Below are 22,013 nucleotides of genomic sequence, written 5' to 3' on the forward strand. Positions count from 1 at the left end.
GCCTCTTAGGGTTACAGTTGCTCTGCAATCAACTCGTTATCCAGCACAAACGAGAAATTGCTACCCTCACCCAATGCACTGGTTATATCTAAACGGGAATTATGATGACTTAGTACATGTTTTACAATGGAAAGACCTAAGCCAGAGCCACCGGTTTTGCGAGAGCGCGCTTTATCCACGCGATAAAAGCGCTCGGTAAGACGGTTTAGATGATTTGGCTCAATACCATCACCGTTATCTACCACAGAAAATTGCGCGCCATTGGGTTTACGTCGCCAGTACACATTAATTTCGCCACCAGCAGGTGTGTAGTGCACCGCATTAAACACTAGGTTTGAGCAAGCACTTCGAAGCTCGGTCTCTACACCGAAAACATAGAGTTCTTTGTCGATGTGGAAGTTTATTGTGTGGTTTTTCTCTTTATTAAGCGCCTGCGCTTCTCTTTCCACTTGCGCAAGGACCACAGGAATATTCACAACATTTTCGTAGATGCGTTCCGAGCTTGCTTCAATGCGCGACAACACCAGCAAGTCTTCTATCAAGTTTTGCATACGGTGGGTTTGCGATGTCATTTCTTTCATCGCTTTTTGCATGAATGGATCGGAGTCTTCATCAATAGGAAGAATTTCAAGGTATCCGTTAATGACCGTTAGCGGTGTACGCAATTCATGAGACACATTTGCCACAAAGTCCTTACGCATTTCTTCAAGCTGGGACACCCGCGTTATGTCACGGGCAATCAGCAACAAATGCTCATCGCCATAAGGCATAATCCGGTATTCAAAGGTTTTGTTGGGGTTGGTAGGCGACGGTACTTCAATGGGGTATTTATAATTCCCTGCATGAAAGTACTGAATAAACTCCGGATGGCGCAACAAGTTGTCGATTCGACGCCCAGAGTCTTGCGGCCATTTAAGCCCTAAATCCAAGCGAGCAAGGCGGTTACACCAAATAATGCAGGCCTTAGCATCAACCACTACCGCCGCATCAGGCAAGGCTTCAGAACCCTCTCTAAAGCGCTTTACCAATTCACCAAGCTCTTTGCGCTTATTGCGGTTACGACGCTGAAGGTAATAAATACCTTCATAAATATGTTCCCACACGCCACGCACGGTAGGTGGAGACATTTTACGACTATGCCATAACCAGCGATTTAGCTTGTAAAGATGCCAGTAGTTAAATAGCAGTAGCAGGGTTGCGCCAATGGCAACGGCGAATAACATATCATCTAAATACCACCCGACTAGCGCAAAAACCACAAGGAATAGCACTAAGCGCAATGTACTTCTCAACCAAGAGAACGGGTAATACATGAAATAGCTCGCGTTGTTAAAGGTGGAATTGGGCGCATGCCCAGATGGCGCAGCGACATCAAGGGAATAACACCATGTTACTCCCTAAACACTACATTTATTACAGCTTAGTAGAAAAACGGTAACCCGCGCCGCGTACAGTTTGGATCATAGCATCATGTCCGTGACGAGAGATAGCTTTACGCAAACGTCGAATATGCACATCTACCGTTCTGTCTTCTACGTAAACATTGGTTCCCCAAACATTATCTAGCAGTAGCTCTCGGCTATAGACACGTTCTGGGTGCGTCATAAAGAAGTGCAACAACTTAAATTCAGTCGGCCCCATGTCTAGCGGTTCTTCATTCGCCATTACGCGATGTGATACCGGTTCAAGTTTAAGACCATTAAATTCAATAGGCTCTTCGCTTGATGTAGGCGTAACTCTTCGCATCACTGCTTTTATTCTTGCCACAAGCTCTTTCGGCGAGAATGGTTTAGTAACGTAGTCATCAGCACCTGCATCCAGGCCGCGAATTTTGTCTTCTTCCTCGCCCCGGGCTGTAAGCATGATGACGGGAATGTCACGAGTAAACTCGTGCTGCTTTAAACTTTTAGCTAGCTGTACACCGCTTCCTCCCGGCAACATCCAATCTAATAAGATTAAATCTGGGTAAGGTTCGCAAATTTTTTCTTGCGCGATGTCGAAATCTTCGGCTTCAATAATGTTAAAACCAGATTGCTCAAGCACAAACTTAAGCATTTCACGGATAGGCGCTTCGTCCTCAACCACCAACACTGTACGAGACATCGTAATATTCCTGCTCATTTTTAAACGCCGTTATTATTAATGTGGTCTGTGACAGTTTTATTAAAACGATTACATTTATGTGTCAAGTTTAATACAAGCTTGTTCCAAAGTTTAAATACATAATCTTGTTTATTCATACGATTACGCATATTCTTGAAATTACATAAAACCGACTGTTATTGTTGCAAAGGTGAGCAACTACCAAGCGTTGTCGGTGATTTAAAAGGTCTGATGTAACAGGGGTGTGTTTATCGATGGCTGCGGTCAAGACAGGGTTATCAAGGAAACTCTTAGCCAGAGTGTTGTCAGTGTACTTTTCTCTCACGCTGCTAGTGACGGTAGGACAGATCTTTACAGAATACCTCAGCACGAAAAATCACGTTGAAGGCGAGCTTCAAACGCTAAAAAACACCTTTTCTTCTAGCCTGACCCGCGCTTTGTGGGAACTTAACCACGACCAAGTGCGTGCCATCGCCGAAGGCCTTATGTCATTGCCTATTGTTGAAGGGCTTCAAGTTCGTGGTGAAAACGGTAACTACATTGCCGAGTACGGCATCCGTGCTCAGCGCTCTCCTGCTCCGGTTGACCGTGAAATAATTGAAGATCATCCCGGCGGCGTATTTAGCTACAGCTTCCCACTAGTATTTAAATTCTCAGGTCGCGAATCTACGGTTGGCGACGTTACCTTGTATTCTAGCTTTGATACTATTTTTAGCCGTATTGAAGTAGGCGTATTTTTTCTTATCGGTAATGCGTTAGTAAAAACCACCTTTCTGGTCTTCTTGTTCATGACCGCATTTCGCACCATGCTTTCTGAACCGCTGCAAACCATTACTGAGCAAATGGGTAATTTCGATCCTCAGCACCCAGAAGAGAGCAAACTCAGCATAAAGCTCGATGATGACAACGAGCTATTACAGCTTAAGGAATCTTACAACCACGTTATTGACGACCTTATTATTTCAAACAATAAGCTGAAAGACGCGCAGAATGAACTCACTCTTGCCAACAAGAAGCTAGACGACCAAAACCTGATTTTAGAACAAGAAGTGGCAAAGAAAACAGCGTCGTTGTCTCAGATTATGCTCGACTTAGAGCAGCAAAAAGACGAGCTTATTGCCCACCAGCGAGAGCTTCGCCAGGAAAACGAAAATCGTCAGTATATAGAAGCCGAACTGCGCAAACGTAACCAAGAGCTAGCCAGTTCGATGGATACACTTCATCAAGCGCAAGAGCAATTAGTCGAGTCGGAGCGCATGGCGTCGCTGGGCGGTCTTGTGGCCGGTATCGCGCATGACGTAAACACGCCATTAGGCGTGAGTGTGACCGCTGCCAGCTTTCTACAAGAGCGACTTAACAATTTAAAAACCGACTTCGAAGATAAAAGCCTGACCAGTAAGAACATGGCAAGCTTCATCGATGAAGCAGAACAAACTGCGCTACTACTTTTAAGTAACCTAGAACGCGCATCTGATCTTATCGCCAGCTTTAAACAGGTGGCCGTTGACCAGACCAGTGAAACCGAGCGCGAATTTGTGTTGGGCGACTATATTAACGAAATTATTCAGTCACTTAAGCCAAGTTTTAAGCATACTGAACATCAAATTAACGTATCCTGCCCCGACAATTTAGTTGTGACCTGTGCACCCGGCGCCATCGCTCAAATCGTTACCAATATGGTGGTTAACTCAATTACGCACGGCTTTGAAGGCAAAGCGGCCGGCTCTGTAACACTAGATGTAAAAGAAGATGGTGATAATGTTGTGATCCACTACCAAGATGACGGAAAAGGTTTAAGCGAAGAAGAGCTCAGTAAGTTGTTTGATGCCTTCTTTACTACCAAACGCGGAGAAGGTGGTAGCGGTCTAGGCACACATATTATGTACAACCTAGTTACACAGTCACTGCATGGGCATATAGAGGCCGACAGTACGCTTGGCAACGGCTTACAGTACACCATTCGTTTTCCGAAAAAGAGTGCTTAACCTTTCTTGCCACTATCAATCTAAGGTGCCCGCTTTCTAGGGCCTTTTATTCAATTGCACCGCGAGTCTTACGTTGGTAGGCTTGCGCCCTATTTTTATCAAGAGAATGCTTACACTATGTGGTTTAAAAATGTAAAAGCCTATCAAATTACTCAGCCGTTATCGCTAGACGAGGGCGATTTAGAACGTGCCCTTAACGAACACGCTTTTCGCCCGTGCGGTAGCCAGGACTTAGCAACCATGGGGTTCGCCTCTCCGTTTTCTCAGGCGGGTAAGCAAGGCACCATGTTCCATGTTGTTCAACAGCGTTTTTGGATAACCCTAAAGAAACAGGAAAAGATCTTGCCCGGCGCAGTGGTAAATGCCGAGCTTGACGAAATGGTGGCCAAAATTGAAATGGAAACCGGTTCGCCAGTTGGTAAAAAAGCCAAGGCAGATCTTAAACAAGAAATTCAAACCCGTTTGCTGCCCCAGGCATTTACAAAAAACACCTACACTCACGGCTTTATTTCGCTTGCTGACAACTTAGTCGTAGTTGACGCATCATCTGATGGCAAAGCCGAAGCCTTTTTGGCCATGGTAAGAAAAGCCATAGGCTCGCTTCCAGTAGTGCCATTTACGCGCAGAAGCCTTCAAAGCGAGCTTACGCACTGGGTTACTGAGTCAACACCAGAAGGTGTAGGTCTACTTGAAGAAGCTGAGCTTAAATCTACCGATGACACTGGCAGCGTTATTCGTTGTAAGAACCAGCCGCTAGACAGCGAAGAAATTAGTATTCATTTGGATGCCGGTAAGCTGGTTCAAAAGGTTGCATTCGAATATGCAGAGACGTTGACGGCTATTATGTGTGAGGATGGCGCCATTAAACGTGTTAAGTTCACCGATCGCATTAAAGAAGAAACTGACGATGTGCCAAAAGATCAGGTTGAAGCGCGCCTTGATGCAGAGTTCGCGCTTATGTCAGCCGAAATTTGTACACTGCTTAACTTCCTTCGTGGTGCGCTTAATCTTAACGACGATAGTTTATAAACTTATGGCAAATAAATATTAAGCCGATGAAAAAGATAGCCTAGCGCTATCGAAAAGCCTAATTACCTTGGGGTAGTTAGGCTTTTTATTAGGTCCTGTTAATTAACTTGCTTGTTTGAACTGGCAACCGTCATTTAGCGCAAATACTTCTTAGCTTTTTTCCTAGCCTTTCTCCTAGCCTTTTCCTAGCTTTTGCAAGAAAGTTGCCCAACCGCTTTAAGTGGGATAGTGAATGACCACAATAAAGCGCGTTTCTCCTACTTCATCTCGATAACCGTGGGACTGGTCTGCGCGTAATATACACTGCTCTTGCGCTTGATAGGTTTGCCATTGACCATCTTGCAAAACCCCTAACTTTCCTTGTAGTACGTGAATATGTTCGGTGACGCCTATTTGATGCGCCGAAGAGTGCTGCTCATGAAAGTCCGTTAAGCATAGTTCAAACATTTCAAACTGGGTGGCTGAGTTAAACGGAAATAGCGTTTTTATGGTTACGTTTGGGTCGTTAGCGAACTTGTTGTCGGCATGTTGGGACGTAGGTGCGGTTTCATCACCTGACAAGAAAGAAGAAAAAGAACACGCAAGACCAGTTGCTATCTTCCACAAGGTAGCGATTGTGGGGCTAGACTCGCCTCGTTCTATTTGCCCCAACATGGCTTTAGACACTCCCGTCAACTGCGCGGTTTTATCAAGGGAAAGCCCCCGAGCTTTACGAACAGACTGCAGGTGGTGTGCAATACTTCTTGAAATAGCAGAAGGCTGCGCATTTGCTTTTGTCATGTAATGAAGGCCTTTTATTTTGACGCTGAGTTTAATAAACCAGTTGTGCGCTATAACGCACAGATGTTAAGTTAACTATTGTACGTTATAGCGCACAAAAAGGTAGAGTAGCACATTCGATAGACACTAAAAGCGTGTTTCATCGCTCGGTCGATTCCAAATCGAAATTCCATCACGAGGGTTTTCATGAGCAAGTGGAAGTTAAGTCATATCAGCGCAGGGCTAACCGCGGTTACAGTAGGTTACAGTAGTTCTGTTGTCATTATCATTGATGTAGCGCGTAAAGCCGGCGCCAGCGACGACATGGTAGTGAGTTGGTTGTTGGCGCTTGGGCTCGGTATGGGCATTACCTGCATTATGTTCTCGTGGCTATCCAAACTGCCCGTTGTTACCGCTTGGTCTACCCCTGGCGCGGCTTTTTTGTTAACCAGTATCGGTGACTACCGTTTAAGTGAAGCCATTGGTGCATTTATACTATGTGCCTTGCTTTCTCTTGTAACTGCGCAAAGCCGTAGCCTGCTCAAACAAATAAGTCGGATTCCCCCTGCAATCTCATCGGCGCTTTTGGCCGGCATTCTCTTACCTATATGCCTTGCGATATTCAGTGATGTTAATGACGCACCGTACTTAGTTGCGTTATTTATCGCGGCTTATTTAGTAGGAAGCCGACTATTTCCCCGCTATCTTATGCTGTTGTTGCTGATCATGTCGGTGACCATTAGCTTGTTTATGAGTAGTGCAGATGGTGTGGTTGCTCTATCAAGCGACTCACCAGGGCTGCCATCAATATTCACCCTGCCCGAGCCTATTTGGGTAACGCCCACTTTCTCACTGAGTGCTGCCATTGGATTAGCATTTCCCCTTTTTCTTATCACCACGCTTTCTCAAAACTTGCCAGGTATAGCTATTCATCACGCCCATGGCTATACGCCCGACCACAAACCCATTTTGTCAGGCATTGCCATTGTTCAAGCCCTATTAGCACCTTTCGGTGGTTTCACCTTTAACTTAGCGGCGATAACGGCAGCGCTATGCATGGGCGAGCAAGCGGATGATGAAAAGTCGCAGCGCTATAAAGCCGCTATAGCAGCGGGGGTGGCGTATTTGTTCATGGGGTTATTAGCGTCTGTGGTCGTTGCGCTATTTGTGAGTATGCCCAGTATCATTATTCATCTGCTTGCTGGACTAGCCCTATTAGCTACGCTGCAAGGAGCGGTGGTTCGCGCCATGGAAGTAGAGCACCACAGGGCTCCTGCGTTGCTTACCATGCTGTGTACGGCGTCAGGATTTAGTTTATATTCTATGACTTCAGCGGTGTGGGGATTAGGATTAGGTTTATTGCTACTTTACGTTCAAAAGAAGCCTGTTAGCGCGTAGCAGCATTTGTTTGCTTTGTGCTGTTTCATTGTCAGCTTTCCATTTTTCAGCTTTTCATAACGAAAAGGCCGGTACTGAAGTTATGCTTCAGTACCGGCCTTTGCAGTATTTTTTAGCTTAAAACACTTACAAGAAGATCTGCTTCGCTGCGCTTGCAAGCTCTTCAAACTCATCAGAATGAAGCTCGCCCATATCTTCAACCACACCGCGCTGAATAGCTAAGTTTAAGATCGCATCTTTTTGACTGTCTACCGCACCTGAAACTGCAGCGCCAACACGAACGAAATCAATGTAGGTTAACTCTTCTGGCATGTAGCTTAGGTCTTTCCAATTTTTTGAAACATTAACGAAGGTTTCTCCGAAGCCCCACTCTGTCATAATGCTTGCACCAATACGGCCAGCTAATTTATCGATTGCCACTTCAAGGAATGAAGGGTTCGCAAAGACTTCAGGGTGACGCTCAGCCTCGGTCAAAATAGGCAGAACACCAATGTTGTGAACCAGTGCCGCTAGTGTCATGGTATCCATGCTCATTTCACGCTTTTTGGTACGCGCTATGTAAAGCTGAAGCACCGCCATAGAGTTAGCCACGATATTAACTGTATTTGCCCACTCTTGTTGTAAATAGCGTGCAACTACATCGTTTTTAGAGACGAATAATTGCTCCATAGCGAGTGCAGTAGAGATGTTTTTAATTTGGCGTAAACCAATTCGTGTAACCGCTTGGCTGATAGAAGTAACTTTTACGCTACGTCCCATATAAGCACTGTTCGCAATTTTGATCATTCTTGCGCTAAGTGATGGATCTTGACCAATCACATCTCCCATCGCGTTTAAATTAATGTCGGGATCGTCTGCCGCTTTGCGGACTTTCAATGCAATAGCAGGAAGCGTGGGAAGGACGAGTGTGTCATTGTTAATTTTTTCAACCAAAATGGTTGAAAGCGCGTTCTGTGTAGACATATTTCTACCCTTAGAAAGTTCCAAATAGCCTCGTGAAGGCGATAGGTTGCTTTACCAGTTAATCATCTCGACCACCAGCAAAACTGATGACTAAAATAGATTCGATGTTTGTGCGTTGCATTCCGTGCGTTAACTTACATAGGCCTCTATGCTTCACGCTAAAATACAAACCGTTTATTGTTTTATTATGGTATTTCTATCACCATACTATAGTAGCTCTTTAGTTTCGACCAACTAAAAAAATACAGTGTCGATGCGAATTATTAGCAACGGTAGAACCACCAGAGCTTTTTTTAAAGTATAGTCAACTGGTAGCAAACCACTATTGATATTAAACAAATATTTTTCATACTTTTGTATTAAATCAAAAGCATAGCTATAGTGAGCTATCTATTCACCGCCCCGCATACTGTAAATCAATGCGGTTAAACCACACGGTAAGAGTCATTATGAAAAAAACAATTACAACTTATTCTCCTATTGCAGCTGCAGTAGCGGGTTTATTTATGCTGACCGCGTGCAGCAAAAGCGCAGATACAACACCAACTCAGACAGCAAAGCCTGAAACCGCTTCCGAGCAAACCTTACTTGTTGATGTGTCTCGCTTGTCTATTTATCACGGCGTAGATCTTACCAGCGATTTGTCACACCTGAGTGACAATCAACACAAAATGCTTTCACTGTTAATTGATGCATCGAAAATCATGGACGACTTGTTCTGGAAACAAGCGTTCTTTGAAGATAAAGATGCATTTCTTTCATCAATTAGCGACGAAAAGGTCCGTCACTTTGCAGCGATCAACTATGGCCCTTGGGATCGCTTAAATGGCGATACGCCTTTTTTAAGTGGCTATGAAGACAAAGCGCTGGGCGCTGAGTTCTACCCCCATGATATGGAAAAAGAGGAATTTGCCACGGCAGATTTTGGCGACAAACAAGGCCTTTATTCCATGGTGAAGCGCGATGAAGCGGGCAACCTTTATTCGGTGCCTTATTCTGAAGCCTTTAAAAGTGAATTAATGAAGGCGTCTGACTTACTTAAAAAAGCGTCAGAGCTTGCTGAAGATGAAAGCTTTAAACAATATTTGCAGCTGCGTTCTGAAGCCCTACTATCAAACGACTACCTGGCTTCTGACATGGCGTGGATGGATATGAAAACCAACCCTGTTGAGCTGGTTATCGGTCCTATTGAAAGCTACGAAGATCAACTCTTTGGCTATCGCGCAGCGTTTGAAGCCTATGTACTCATTAAAGATTTAGCATGGAGTGAAAAGCTAGCTAAATACGCGGCCTTCTTACCTGAATTACAGCAAGGTCTTCCGGTTGCTGAGGCATATAAAGCGGAAATGCCAGGGTCTGACGCGGACCTAAATGCCTATGATGTGGTTTACTACGCCGGTCACTCTAATGCAGGCAGCAAAACCATTGCGATTAACTTGCCAAATGACGAGCGTGTACAGCTAGAAAAAGGTACCCGCCGTCTGCAGCTTAAAAACGCAATGCGTGCAAAGTTCGATACTATTTTGGTGCCTATTGCGGATACGTTAATTGTACCAGAGCAACGTGAACACATTACGTTTGACGCCTTTTTCGCGAACACCATGTTTCATGAAGTGGCACACGGTTTAGGAATTAAGAATACCCTAGATGGTTCAGGGACTGTGCGCGGAGCACTTAAAGAGCATGCGTCAGCTCTTGAAGAAGGCAAAGCGGATATTCTAGGTTTGTACATGGTACAAAGTCTTCTTGAAAAAGGTGAAATCACTGAAGGTACACTAGAAGATTATTACGTTACCTTTATGGCTGGCATTTTCCGTTCTGTGCGTTTCGGCGCAAGTTCTGCACACGGAAAAGCGAACATGATCCGCTTTGACTTCTTTGCCCAGCAAGGCGCCTTCGAGAAAACAGAAGACGGCATGTATCGCGTAAATATGGAGAAGATGGGCGCCGCAGTAGAAGCACTATCTGAACTAATCCTTACGTTACAAGGTGACGGCGATTACGATGGCGTGGCGAAGCTAGTAGAAACTATGGGTGTAATTAAGCCTGATCTTGCTTCTGACTTAGCACGCTTAGAAGCGGCGAGCATTCCGGTTGATATTCACTTCAATCAGGGTAAGAAAGTGCTGGGACTTGCTGACTAAGTAAGCACTGGACTTATCAAATAAAAATGCCGCCCTGAGATAACTATCGAGGGCGGCATTTTTGTATCGCTAATTACACGCGCTACTCTACATGCTGCTTCATGTTTTCAGTGTAAGGAGGCCAGCCTAGCGGTTTGCCTGCCAACACGTGAAGGTGAATGTGATATACCGTTTGACCACCGTATTCATTACAGTTCATTACCGTACGAAAGCCTTGGTCAGCAAACCCTTGCTCCTTTGCAATTTTTGCTGCAACAAATGACAAGTGCCCCACCACTTCGCGATCTTCTTCGGCTATATCATTTACCGTTGCAATTTGCTTTTTCGGAATAACCAGAAAGTGAGTCGGTGCCTGAGGGTTTATATCTTTAAACGCCAGCGCCAATTCATCTTCGTACAATATATCCGCTGGAATTTCCTTACTGATGATTTTGTCAAATATTGTTTCTGCCATATCTCACTTCCCTTACCAATTAGGTGATTACCAATTATGTTAGCGGTGTTAAAACATTTGCCTGCGAACATAATTAAAAATTAAGTGCTATTGTGCGGCGCTGGGGCACATTCTCATGCGAATAACCCCCTCATACGAAGACCCCTCATACGAAGAATAGCGCCCTTTTTCTTTACTTAAGCGAAAACAAACCACAGTAGTATTACGCCCAACGCCAAGCGATAGATAACAAAAGGCAGCATGCCGATACGCGATATCCAGCTTAGGAACAAATAGATACAAAGGTAGGCGCTTACGAATGAAAACGCCGCGCCATAAAGCAACGCATACCAGTCTACCGCTTCGTTGGCATTAAGCAGGTCGAGAGTGGCTAAAAGCCCCGCGCCTAAAATAACTGGAATAGACAGCAAAAAGGAAAAGCGTGCACACGCTTCGCGCTTAAGGCCTAACATCAAACCTGCAGTCATCGTAATACCTGAGCGAGATGTACCAGGAATGAGTGCCAATACTTGGGCTAACCCGATATAGATGGCTTGCTTAAGTGTCAGTCCTTCAAGCTCTTGTTCGCGTTTTGCAGTGGCATCGGCGTACCATAGCAGCAAACCAAAAATAATAGTGGTACCCGCTATTACCAGCGCCGTACGTGCGTTTTCTTCTATCCAGCCTTTCATTAAAAAGCCAATAATAACCGCTGGAATAGTTGCCACAATAACGTACCAAGCAAGCTTACTGTCGGTAGATTGTTGTTTGCTAAACCCTTGTGTTACCCAAGCTACGGTCATCTGAGCGATTTCTTGACGAAAATAGATCATAACCGCAAGCAGGCTTCCCACATGAACGGCGACATCAAACGCTAAGCCCTGACTTACCCAACCAAAAAGTTCAGCGGGCAACAACAAGTGTCCAGAGCTGCTGATAGGAAGAAATTCAGTAACGCCCTGAATAATTGCTAAAATAATAATTTCAAAAAGTGTCATTCCTTTGCTTAACTCCAAGTAAAGTCAATCGGCCATAATTGCTGTTTCTGTTTATCAAAGTTTTGCCACATTTTGGCATAGGTTTCTTGCGTTTCAGGGTGAATGTCGTTGGGAACAAGTTCAGCTAACGGCCAAAGCACAAACGCGTTGTAGCAAATCTCTTCGCGAGGTAAAACCACAGGGGTTGTGGTCACCTTACTATCATAGGTAAGCAAGTCGAGATCAAGGGTTCTGGCACAGAATTTTTTGTCTGTATGCACCCTGCCATTGTCTTTTTCAATGGCTTTAAGAATTGCGCACACCTCTTCTATACTTTTTGATGTCGTCGCCCGAGCAGCGGCGTTATAAAAAGGGCTGCCGTTAAAGCCCACCGCTTCGCTCTCGTAGACCGAAGACACTGCAACATCTGAGAAGTGCTGTTTCAGGGCAACTAAAGATTGCTTGGTGTAATGCTCACGTTCAATATTAGAGCCAATGCTGATTAAGATGGTGTGTTGTGACATTAATTGCGCTCTTTACGCATTTCAACAGCGACCGTTTGCGCATTGGGAAGGATATTAGGCTTAACAATTTTAAGCGTTATTGACGCAACGGTGAAATTATCAAGAACGGCGTCCATCACTTTATTACCTAGAGCTTCAAGTAGCTCAAATGTGCTTTCTTTGCCTACTTCTACAATACACTCTGCCACTTTTGCATAGTCTACAGTGTCTGCAACATCGTCGCTTTGCATCGCAGCGCTTAAATCAACATCAAGTGTTACATCAAGAAGTAGCTGGGTGGTTCTTACTCGCTCCCAATCATAAACACCAATCAGGGTGTCTACTTCAAGCCCTGTTATATAAATTTTTCCCATGGAATTTTTCATCTTGTACTGTTATCAAACCAGTTTATCGCCGTTTATATTGGCCCTACTACTGGTCTTACTACTGCGCTTTCACCCACATATTGCTGGTAAACGGTGGTATATCGCGTTTGGATGGAGTAGCTTTACGCTTGTGTGGCACAACTATACCGCTGTATGACAACTGGGAGCAACCAAGGTTTCACAATTTAATGCGACTAAAGCCCATTGAACTTGCACACACCAAATTTAACGTAATAAAAGGCAATATTTTTAATAATTAGAATGACAAAATGATTTCGCTAACTCTTTTGATGATCGCTGTTGCCTATCTTTTCGGTTCACTTTCAAGTGCTGTGGTTATAAGCCAGCTGTTTGGTTTACCAGACCCACGAACCGCCGGCTCTAAAAACCCAGGTGCTACCAATGTGTATCGACTGGGCGGTCGTGTTCCAGCACTCCTCGTGCTTGTCATGGATATACTAAAAGGCACTATTCCCGTTTACGGCAGTTACTTTCTGGGCATAGAGCCTATCATGTTAGGCGTCATTGCTATTTTCGCGTGCTTGGGGCATATCTTTCCGCTCTATTTTGGTTTCAAAGGTGGAAAAGCCGTCGCCACTGCGTTTGGCGCTATGCTCCCTATAGGCCTCGATTTAGCAGGTTTGCTTATTTTGAGTTGGGTAGTAGTGGTGTTTCTTACGGGCTATTCTTCATTAGGCGCGCTTATCGCAGTATCTCTTGCGCCGTTATTTACATTTTTGATTAAGCCTTTATATACCGTGCCCGTGGCAATGCTTTCGCTGCTTATCATTCTACGCCACAAAGACAACATTGCCCGTCTTTTAGCGGGCAATGAAAGTAAAGTATGGGATAAGGGAAAAGTTAAAGAGTAAGCGCCTTTTCCAGCACATCTAACTTACCATCTATCGGCGTAACCGGCGCAATGCCAAGTATTTTGGCCAACGCAGGATAAACCTCCAGGTTGCTAAACACAGGTAGGATGGTATTCGTTTTAAACGCAGGTCCCACTGCTACAAACGTCGCCCCCATATCAGGCAGCGTGTTCATGTAGCCATGCCCACCTTTACTAATATGCATGCTGTTGGCGTTTTTAAAGCGTGCTGGCGGGGCTATCTCAATAATAATATCGCCGGTTCTATTTCCCACTTCCATATGTCGCTCAGCGCGCTGGGTATCGTTAAGCACAATGTAACGGTTTTCGGCTATATGGGTAAGACGTTCTGTTTCTTCGGTGATTTCTTTATCGTTCACGCCCACTTTGGCGTAAAGATGAACTTGCGCTCCCTCATTTTCAATAATGAAGCTATCAGGTATAGATAAAGACTCAACTTCTATAAGCTGACTTTCATCAATGGGTGTCATGCCGTGATCCGACACCACTACCAAGTTTACCGGCAAATCTAATGCGTTAATGCGTTCATAAAGTTGACCAATAAGCGCATCCACTTCCTGCACCGCATCATTGGTTTTGTCGGCAAAAGGTCCTTCATCATGTCCAACCGAATCGGTAAGCGAGAAATAACCCGCAATAAAGCGAGGGCGCGACACCTCAGGCAGTTTCAACCAAGTTATAATTTGATCTACCCGCTGCTGGTAATCGGCGTATTTAGAGTAGTGATAGAAGTAGCTAGGCAAGGTACCTGATATGCGTGAATCAGACTCCGGCCAGAAGAAGGTAGCTGCCTTCATGCCATGATATTCCACTAAGTTCCATAGCGGCGTTGCCGTAATCCACGTGCTGTCCATGCCGCCGTAACCCAGCTTGTACTGCGCGTAGCCTTCTTTCGTTGGGCGAGACTTATCAAAAAATCGATTGTTCACGATGCCGTGGTGTTTCGGTAATAACCCCGTGATAAGTGAAATATGGTTGGGAAAGGTATTTGAAGGATATACAGGGGTCATAGACGACGCTCTTACCCCTTTCTTTGCAATAGCACCAAGGTGTTGCGCGTTGTGTAATTCGATATAGTCGTGGCGAAATCCATCAAGAGAAATGAGCACGACATACTGATCTTGCTGCTCTTGCTTCAGGCCTTTTACAAGGTCATTCAAGGGTGCTTTGCTTGATGCAAATGCATTGGACGCAGTGAGCGCTGCAAAGGTAAGGGAAATAAATAACGACAATGCTACATAGAATAGCGGTGCATTTTGTTTTGTTCCGTCTGTTGCTAAGCGCATGGTGTTTAACGTCCTTACTCAATGTTTATTTTAGTAAAACAAAAGGCAATGGAATGCGCTCCCATTGCCTTTTATTTATGCTTTTTTGTTTTACCTGCTTGCTATGCTCAATATTTCCCCAGTGAACGTAGGGAAGACATAGTAGCGTTTACAACGAGGTGTGGCGCCTAATTACCGGTTTTTTATGAATACCTAAATCGCCGATAAAGTATCAAGGGGCCAGCGCGGCTTGGCTTGTGAAGACAAGGCCAAGGTTTCCCCAGCTTTCAAACGCTGCATGCCCGCATAGGCAATCATGGCACCATTGTCTGTACAATACGCTAAGCTAGGATAAAACACCTCACCTTTTAGCTCTTGCATCAGGGCTTTCATCTCACTGCGCAACATTGTATTTGCACTTACGCCGCCAGCAATAACCAAACGCTTCATACCAGTCTGCTTTAATGCTCGCTTACATTTTATAATAAGCGTATCAACTACTGCTTCTTGAAACGCGTAGGCAATATTGGCTTTAATTTGCTCAGCATCACCACCGGTTAGGTCAGCATCGCGAATGGTGTTCGCCGCAAAGGTCTTTAAACCACTGAAACTGAAATCTAGTCCTGGTCTGTCGGTCATCGGGCGAGGAAACTTATAGTGTCCCGCTTCTCCCTTTTCAGCCAATCTTGCTAAAAGAGGGCCGCCTGGGTAATCAAGGCCAAGTAACTTGGCGGTTTTATCAAAGGCTTCACCAGCGGCATCATCAATAGACTCACCAAGTACTTCATATTGACCAATGCCTTCGACTTTAACTAGCATTGAGTGGCCACCTGAAACCAATAAAGCAACGAAAGGAAATTCAGGTGCGTCGTCTTCAAGCATAGGCGCTAATAAATGCCCTTCCATATGATGAACGCCCACTGCTGGCACATTCCACGCGTAGGCCAATGAACGCCCGACAGACGAACCCACTAACAACGCGCCCACTAAACCGGGGCCTTGGGTAAAAGCAACGCCGTCGATCTCTGATGGTTGGGTGTTAGCGTCTTCCATAGCTTTTTCAATTAAAGGAATGATCTTTCTTACGTGGTCCCGTGACGCAAGTTCAGGCACAACACCACCGTAGTCTGCGTGCAGCTTTACTTGGCTATATAGTTCGTGCGACAGCAACCCTTTTTCATCGTCGTAAACGGCGATGCCAGTTTCGTCACAAGATGTTTCTATTCCTAAAATACGCATGGGGAGTAACCCTTTTACTACTAACTTCAATGCTTCGTTTTTGGATTTGCTGTCGTCTTTTTATCACAACACGTGTTCACACAATTGTTGAGAACCATAATGACTAAGCAAATATCAAAAACTGAGAAAAAAATTCTGGCGATCTGATGCGATCATCTTTATGATCCCGCCGCGATCATAACACTACCCTAGTCAGGATCATCTGATTCCACACTTTTGATCACTCATTTATCAAAAGGGAATTGAGCAAGAAAACATTCTGAAAAGGGCGCTTATACAAGCCGAGTTAAACAACACGGTGCTTAACGAGCGCAGAGTTTACCTTTAATCCTGCATTCATGGAATGCCAGTGAACAGGTAAATGAACGGTAAATGCACAATATTGGCTATTTTTTGGCAATTCATCCTTTACTTTCTCTGTAGATATGATTAGAATTTCGCACCATTTTTAACCCGGGTGGCCTTTTTAGCGCACAATTTTACCCGGATTTACACAGTAAAAGTTTTGAGGTGAGTGTTTAATGCCTATCGTTAAAGTTAGAGAAAACGAGCCGTTTGATGTGGCGCTGCGTCGTTTTAAGCGTTCTTGTGAAAAAGCAGGTGTTCTTTCTGAAGTTCGTCGTCGTGAATTCTTCGAAAAGCCAACTTGGGAACGCAAGCGCAAGAAAGCTGCCGCTAAGAAGCGTCATCTTAAGAAGCTAGCTCGTGAAAACGCACGTCGCGTAAAACTCTACTAATATAGGGTTAAGTAACGAGTCTGAAAGGTGTTGCAATTGCAGCACCTTTCGCGTTTCTGGGCCTTTATTTTTTTGGCCTTATTCTTATCGACTCCATTTTTTCCTTTTCAAATGGTTGCATTTGATTTTCAACCTGGGGCTTAATAATACCAGTCCGCATAGATGATTATCCACTCAGCGAAATTTAAAATGTTCGTAATCGCGGCGTGTTACCGCAGGTATAGTGGTTCTACATCAAGGTGACACAACAAAGAGTACGGACATTTTAAACTCGCCCTTCGGGAAGGTCTTGCAAGCTTCCTAGCTTCATTCTGGGAACTTGAAAGGTAACACCATTCCTGCATTCCCACGCTTCGCTAGGAAACTTGCCAGCGCCTTCTGAGTGGGTAATTATCTATGCGGATTGGTATAAACTCTACTAATAAAAAATCAGGAAACATCATGGCACTAATTGATGATTTAAAAGCAGCGCAAAAAGATGCGATGCGTGCAAAAGAAAAAGTACGTCTTGGTACTATTCGCATGGCAATGGCTGCCATTAAACAAAAAGAAATCGATGAACAGATTACGCTAGACGATAGCGCAATCTTAGCGGTACTAACCAAAATGGTTAAGCAGCGCCAAGACGCGGCTGCGCAATATGACGCAGCAAACCGCGACGACCTAGCTAGCAAAGAGCGTGAAGAAATCACTTACATTGAAGATTTCTTACCTCAGCCTTTGACTGACGATGAGCTAAATGCACTTATCGACGAAACCATGGCTGCGACCGGAGCAACGGGTATGCAGGATATGGGTAAAGTCATGGGCGCCTTGAAACCTAAGGTTCAAGGCCGCACCGACATGGGTGCTTTGAGTGCAAAAATTAAGGCGCGTTTGAACGCTTAAACTCTGCCCTTTCGTAAAAGTGAAGCGTGTAGAAGGTGTGCATTGTCACACCTTCATTGTTCTCATTTTTACACTTCCCTGTTAAAGTAGATTACTGTTTTCATAATGTTGTAGCCTGTCGCTTGAAGCGCAGTTACGACTTGTGCTTTTCTCATTCTTTTTGAACTGAATCTTTTTTAACTAACCCTTTTTGAAAGTACCCTCATGGCTGGAAAGATACCTCGCGATTTTATAGACGACTTGCTGTCACGTACCGATGTGGTAGAAGTGGTAGATAGCCGAGTTAAACTTAAAAAAGCAGGTAAAAATTACCAAGCGTGCTGCCCTTTTCATAACGAAAAGTCGCCATCTTTCACTGTTAGTCAAGACAAACAGTTTTACCACTGTTTCGGCTGTGGCGCTCACGGTAACGCTATCTCGTTTATTATGGAATTCGACCGCTTAGAATTTGTCGAGGCGATTGAAGAACTAGCCCGTTATCACGGGCTTGAAGTGCCACGTGAAAAAGGCAGTCGCCCTGCCATGAGCGAAGAGAAAAAGCAGCAACAGCAAGACGATTATGCAGTCATGGAGCAAGTTGCGCGCTTCTTCCAGCACCAGTTACGTCAAAATGGTAATAGCAAAAAAGCCATCGACTACTTGAAAAACCGTGGATTAAGCGGCGATATCGTTAAGCAATGGGAAATTGGCTACGCGCCAGACAGTTGGGACGCGTTGCTAAATACCTTTGGCAAAGATCCACAGCGCATCAAGCAACTGGTCGATTTAAAGCTGGTCAATAAAAACGACCAAGGGCGTACCTACGACTTCTTCCGCGACCGCATTATGTTTCCTATCAGGGACAAGCGGGGTCGTGTTGTGGGTTTCGGCGGCCGAGTATTAGATGACGGCGGCCCTAAATACTTAAACTCGCCAGAAACCCGCATTTTCCACAAAGGCAGTGAGCTCTTTGGCTTTTATTCTGCCAGACAAAAAAATCGTAGCCTGGATACCGTCGTTATTGTAGAAGGCTATATGGACGTAGTGGCGCTCAGTCAATTCGACATTAATATTGCCACTGCTGCGTTGGGCACAGCTACCACACCTGAACATATTCAAATGCTGGTTCGCGCTACGTCTCACATTGTATGCTGTTATGACGGAGACCGCGCAGGGCGTGAAGCTGCATGGCGCGCGTTAGAAAACGCCCTGCCCGCGTTAAAAGACGGCGTGCGTGTTTCGTTTTTATTCTTACCCGACGGCGAGGACCCTGACACTATGGTGCGTCAGGTGGGGAAAGATGCGTTTATGGAAATGCTAGATGACGCTATGCCGTTATCCCGCTTCTTCTTTGAAAACTTATTAAAGACGCACAATGTGGGCACGCCAGAAGGTAAAATTGCCCTTAAGAAAGCGGCAATGCCGCTTATCGAAAGCACATTAGGTGATGATCAAAAGCAAATGCTGCTGGAAGAACTAGCCAAGCACACTGGCGAGTTCGATCGGTTTAAACTTCAGCAAGATATCACCAAAGCCAATCAAGGTTCGAAGCAAGCTTATTCTCCGAATCGCAATCAAGTAAACAAGCCTAAACTATCACCGCTTCGCATGCTGATACGCTTGCTGCTTGATAAACCTGAATTAGCCACACTATGTGAAGACGTTCAAATTGATATTTTTGCGGGCAGCAACGCTGCTGGCATGGATTTATTATGCGATGTGCATCGCTATTGCGTGAGTCACCCTCAAGCAAAAACCGCGCAGCTTGTTGAAAATTTCCGCGACCACCCCCATTCTTCTACTATCGCGAAATTATTGTTACAAGAACACTTGGTTAAAGACGAGGATGCTGAACGGGTTTACAACGACAGCTTCGCTCGCTTACTGGACGGGCATTTCGATAGCCGCATTGAAACCTTAATTTCACGCTCGCGGGTTCAGCCGCTGACACAGGCGGAAAAACAGGAATTGAACCTGCTTATGAGGGAAAGACAGAAGAGTTAACCTTGGGCAAACTGACCTAGAGGTTAGCCTGTTCTTCTGTAGGCTTTTGCATAAGGCTTTTTTAAACGCTTTTGTTAGTGAGATTAAGTTAACAAGATTAGTTTAGCTAGAATACGCGCTGTCTGGAATACGCGCTGTAAGTATGCGCTGTTTTATAGCTTAAAAACACTGGCTAAAAAATCGGCCATCAATCTGGTAAAACCACCGTTTATTCTGCTATACTGGCTAATTCGCTGTGGGCACAGATAAACGTGTCTCATTCACTATAAAGTGAACAAAAATACAGCAGCACGAGTAGCAAAGATATAGCCGAACATAACGGGCAGATCCGAACCCGAGCAGATGTGCATCGCAACATAATGGTTTAGACCAGCGTGGCATCGAGCATTAACGGCCTTGATACAAAAGCAGTACTACAGCAGAACGGGGAACATACCTAGACGTATGTTGTCTTTTCTATTGCAAACTAATTGAATGTGAGAAGTGTAGGTTATATGGCGCAAAGCAAGCAGTCTCAGATTAAACTCCTGATTGCAAAAGGTAAAGAGCAAGGTTACTTAACCTTTGCAGAAGTAAACGACCACCTGCCGCAAGATATTGTCGATTCTGATCAAATCGAAGACATAATCCGCATGATTAACGACATGGGAATTCAAGTTTCTGAATCAGCTCCTGATGCAGATGAACTTCTCATGCAAGAAGCGAATGCTGATGAAGATGCTGCAGAAGCGGCAGCTCAGGCACTAGCTACTGTAGAAAGTGAAATTGGCCGTACGACTGACCCAGTTCGCATGTATATGCGTGAAATGGGTACGGTTGAACTTCTTACTCGTGAAGGCGAAATTGAAATCGCTAAACGAATTGAAGATGGTATCAACCAGGTACAATGTTCAGTTGCTGAATACCCAGAAGCTATCACTTATCTATTAGACCAGTGGGATCTTTACGAAGCAGAAGAAATTCGCTTGAGCGACATCATCTCTGGCTTTGTTGATCCTAACGATGAGCAAGACCTTGCTCCAACGGCTACTCACGTTGGTTCTGAATTATCTGAAGAAGAGTTAGATGATGAAGACGACGATGAAGATGATGACGATAGCGACGAAGACGATAGCGGTGTTGACCCAGAGTTAGCCCGTGAGCGTTTCACTGAGCTTCGTGAGCAATACCTTAAAACTCGTGAAGTTATCGAGAAGAAAGGCCGTGCTCATGCTGACTCTCGCACGCAAATCAATGCATTAAGCGATGTTTTCAAAGAATTCCGCCTAGTTCCAAAACAGTTCGATCGTATGGTTAAGAACATGCGTGAGATGATGGACAAAGTGCGTATTCAAGAGCGTCTAGTAATGAAGTTCTGCGTGGTTAACGCAAAAATGCCGAAGAAAGACTTCATCAAAGCATTTGCGGGCAACGAAACGTCTAATGCATGGTTACATGAAGCAGTTAAATCAGGTGCACCATACGCCGCTGATCTTGCTGTAAATCAGGAAGAAATTGAGCGCTGTATTAGCAAGATGAACCAAGTTGAACAGGAAACTGGCTTGGTGATCGCAGATATCAAAGACATCAACCGTCGCATGTCAATCGGTGAAGCGAAAGCACGCCGCGCGAAGAAAGAAATGGTTGAAGCTAACTTACGTCTTGTTATCTCAATTGCTAAGAAGTACACCAACCGTGGTCTTCAATTCCTAGACCTTATTCAAGAAGGTAACATTGGTCTAATGAAGGCGGTGGATAAGTTCGAATACCGTCGTGGTTATAAGTTCTCAACTTATGCAACGTGGTGGATTCGTCAGGCGATTACTCGCTCTATTGCTGACCAGGCGCGTACTATCCGTATCCCTGTTCACATGATTGAGACGATCAACAAGCTTAACCGTATCTCTCGTCAAATGCTTCAGGAAATGGGTCGTGAGCCTACTCCTGAAGAGTTGTCAGAGCGCATGTTGATGCCTGAAGACAAAATTCGTAAGGTACTTAAAATTGCTAAAGAGCCAATCTCGATGGAAACGCCCATCGGTGACGATGAAGATTCACATCTTGGCGACTTTATCGAGGACAGCACGATTATTCAGCCCCTCGACTCAGCAACTGGCGGTAGCTTGAAAGATGCAACGCAGGAAGTATTAGCAGGCCTAACAGCCCGTGAAGCAAAGGTACTTCGCATGCGTTTCGGTATCGACATGAATACTGACCACACGCTTGAAGAAGTAGGCAAGCAGTTTGACGTAACCCGTGAGCGTATTCGTCAGATTGAAGCGAAAGCACTTCGCAAACTTCGCCACCCTAGCCGTTCTGAGCAGCTACGTAGCTTCTTAGACGAATAGAA

19 protein-coding genes are annotated in these 22,013 nt (G+C 44.9%); 9 read left to right on the plus strand and 10 right to left on the minus strand.

Features of this window, described 5'->3' with window-relative positions; all coding sequences use genetic code 11:
• Positions 1-11: 11 nt before the first annotated feature.
• A complete protein-coding gene (phoR, locus tag MHN00_RS02580) occupies positions 12-1,313 on the minus strand; it encodes a phosphate regulon sensor histidine kinase PhoR (protein WP_239300153.1) in 1,302 nt (433 codons plus the stop codon).
• 100 nt (positions 1,314-1,413) lie between these two features.
• Complete coding sequence (phoB, locus tag MHN00_RS02585; protein WP_014948281.1) at positions 1,414-2,103, minus strand: phosphate regulon transcriptional regulator PhoB; 690 nt, start codon at positions 2,101-2,103, stop codon at positions 1,414-1,416.
• A 254-nt stretch (positions 2,104-2,357) separates the two neighbouring features.
• Here phoB and MHN00_RS02590 point away from each other — a divergent pair, with 254 nt between their 5' ends.
• The gene (locus MHN00_RS02590) at positions 2,358-4,088 is read left to right on the plus strand and encodes a HAMP domain-containing sensor histidine kinase (protein ID WP_039224522.1); all 1,731 of its coding nucleotides are present in this window, start codon (positions 2,358-2,360) and stop codon (positions 4,086-4,088) included.
• Between the two features lie 117 nt (positions 4,089-4,205).
• Positions 4,206-5,117, plus strand: a complete 912-nt coding sequence (gene rdgC / locus MHN00_RS02595; protein ID WP_014948279.1) for a recombination-associated protein RdgC — start codon at positions 4,206-4,208, stop codon at positions 5,115-5,117.
• A gap of 216 nt (positions 5,118-5,333) precedes the next feature.
• Here the strand turns inward: rdgC and MHN00_RS02600 are convergent, their stop codons facing one another.
• Positions 5,334-5,897 carry an XRE family transcriptional regulator gene (locus tag MHN00_RS02600; RefSeq protein WP_239300155.1) on the minus strand — a complete coding sequence of 188 codons (564 nt, stop codon included), beginning with the start codon at positions 5,895-5,897 and terminating at the stop codon, positions 5,334-5,336.
• 186 nt (positions 5,898-6,083) lie between these two features.
• Between MHN00_RS02600 and MHN00_RS02605 the strand changes: the two genes are divergently transcribed.
• Complete coding sequence (locus tag MHN00_RS02605) at positions 6,084-7,274, plus strand: benzoate/H(+) symporter BenE family transporter (RefSeq protein ID WP_239244954.1); 1,191 nt, start codon at positions 6,084-6,086, stop codon at positions 7,272-7,274.
• Between the two features lie 126 nt (positions 7,275-7,400).
• Here MHN00_RS02605 and MHN00_RS02610 read toward each other — a convergent pair whose 3' ends face one another.
• Positions 7,401-8,237, minus strand: a complete 837-nt coding sequence (locus tag MHN00_RS02610) for an HDOD domain-containing protein (RefSeq protein ID WP_014948276.1) — start codon at positions 8,235-8,237, stop codon at positions 7,401-7,403.
• Between the two features lie 449 nt (positions 8,238-8,686).
• Between MHN00_RS02610 and MHN00_RS02615 the strand changes: the two genes are divergently transcribed.
• A complete protein-coding gene (locus MHN00_RS02615; RefSeq protein WP_239300157.1) occupies positions 8,687-10,381 on the plus strand; it encodes a Zn-dependent hydrolase in 1,695 nt (564 codons plus the stop codon).
• Between the two features lie 82 nt (positions 10,382-10,463).
• Here MHN00_RS02615 and MHN00_RS02620 read toward each other — a convergent pair whose 3' ends face one another.
• The 4 genes from MHN00_RS02620 to folB form a co-directional block, all read right to left on the minus strand.
• On the minus strand, positions 10,464-10,835 hold the full coding sequence (locus MHN00_RS02620) for a histidine triad nucleotide-binding protein (protein WP_014948274.1): 372 nt from the start codon (positions 10,833-10,835) through the stop codon (positions 10,464-10,466).
• Between the two features lie 176 nt (positions 10,836-11,011).
• Positions 11,012-11,812: an undecaprenyl-diphosphate phosphatase gene (locus MHN00_RS02625; RefSeq protein WP_014948273.1), complete on the minus strand. Its 801-nt coding sequence runs from the start codon at positions 11,810-11,812 to the stop codon at positions 11,012-11,014.
• 8 nt (positions 11,813-11,820) lie between these two features.
• Positions 11,821-12,315, minus strand: coding sequence for a 2-amino-4-hydroxy-6-hydroxymethyldihydropteridine diphosphokinase (folK, locus tag MHN00_RS02630; RefSeq protein WP_014948272.1), 495 nt, complete (start codon positions 12,313-12,315; stop codon positions 11,821-11,823).
• A complete protein-coding gene (gene folB, locus MHN00_RS02635; protein ID WP_014948271.1) occupies positions 12,315-12,668 on the minus strand; it encodes a dihydroneopterin aldolase in 354 nt (117 codons plus the stop codon). The genes folK and folB overlap by 1 nt, the downstream gene beginning before the upstream one ends.
• A 281-nt stretch (positions 12,669-12,949) precedes the next feature.
• Between folB and plsY the strand changes: the two genes are divergently transcribed.
• Entirely contained in the window at positions 12,950-13,552 is a 603-nt protein-coding gene (gene plsY, locus MHN00_RS02640) for a glycerol-3-phosphate 1-O-acyltransferase PlsY (RefSeq protein ID WP_014948270.1), read from the plus strand.
• On the opposite strand, the gene MHN00_RS02645 is transcribed toward plsY, so the two are convergent.
• Positions 13,542-14,858, minus strand: a complete 1,317-nt coding sequence (locus MHN00_RS02645; protein WP_239300159.1) for an ectonucleotide pyrophosphatase/phosphodiesterase — start codon at positions 14,856-14,858, stop codon at positions 13,542-13,544. The genes plsY and MHN00_RS02645 overlap by 11 nt on opposite strands.
• Positions 14,859-15,050: 192 nt before the next feature.
• Positions 15,051-16,076, minus strand: a complete 1,026-nt coding sequence (gene tsaD, locus MHN00_RS02650; RefSeq protein ID WP_039224515.1) for a tRNA (adenosine(37)-N6)-threonylcarbamoyltransferase complex transferase subunit TsaD — start codon at positions 16,074-16,076, stop codon at positions 15,051-15,053.
• Between the two features lie 521 nt (positions 16,077-16,597).
• Here tsaD and rpsU point away from each other — a divergent pair.
• The 4 genes from rpsU to rpoD all read left to right on the plus strand — a co-directional run bounded on the left by rpsU (position 16,598) and on the right by rpoD (position 22,011).
• Positions 16,598-16,813: a 30S ribosomal protein S21 gene (rpsU, locus tag MHN00_RS02655; protein WP_012517258.1), complete on the plus strand. Its 216-nt coding sequence runs from the start codon at positions 16,598-16,600 to the stop codon at positions 16,811-16,813.
• A 441-nt stretch (positions 16,814-17,254) separates the two neighbouring features.
• On the plus strand, positions 17,255-17,701 hold the full coding sequence (locus MHN00_RS02660; RefSeq protein WP_014948267.1) for a GatB/YqeY domain-containing protein: 447 nt from the start codon (positions 17,255-17,257) through the stop codon (positions 17,699-17,701).
• A gap of 204 nt (positions 17,702-17,905) precedes the next feature.
• Complete coding sequence (dnaG, locus tag MHN00_RS02665) at positions 17,906-19,684, plus strand: DNA primase (protein WP_239300161.1); 1,779 nt, start codon at positions 17,906-17,908, stop codon at positions 19,682-19,684.
• A 494-nt stretch (positions 19,685-20,178) separates the two neighbouring features.
• A complete protein-coding gene (rpoD, locus tag MHN00_RS02670; RefSeq protein WP_014948265.1) occupies positions 20,179-22,011 on the plus strand; it encodes an RNA polymerase sigma factor RpoD in 1,833 nt (610 codons plus the stop codon).
• Positions 22,012-22,013: the final 2 nt, after the last annotated feature.

It is taken from the genome of Alteromonas sp. Cnat2-8 (genome assembly GCF_022348355.1).
GTDB classification, from domain to species: Bacteria; Pseudomonadota; Gammaproteobacteria; order Enterobacterales; family Alteromonadaceae; genus Alteromonas; species Alteromonas macleodii.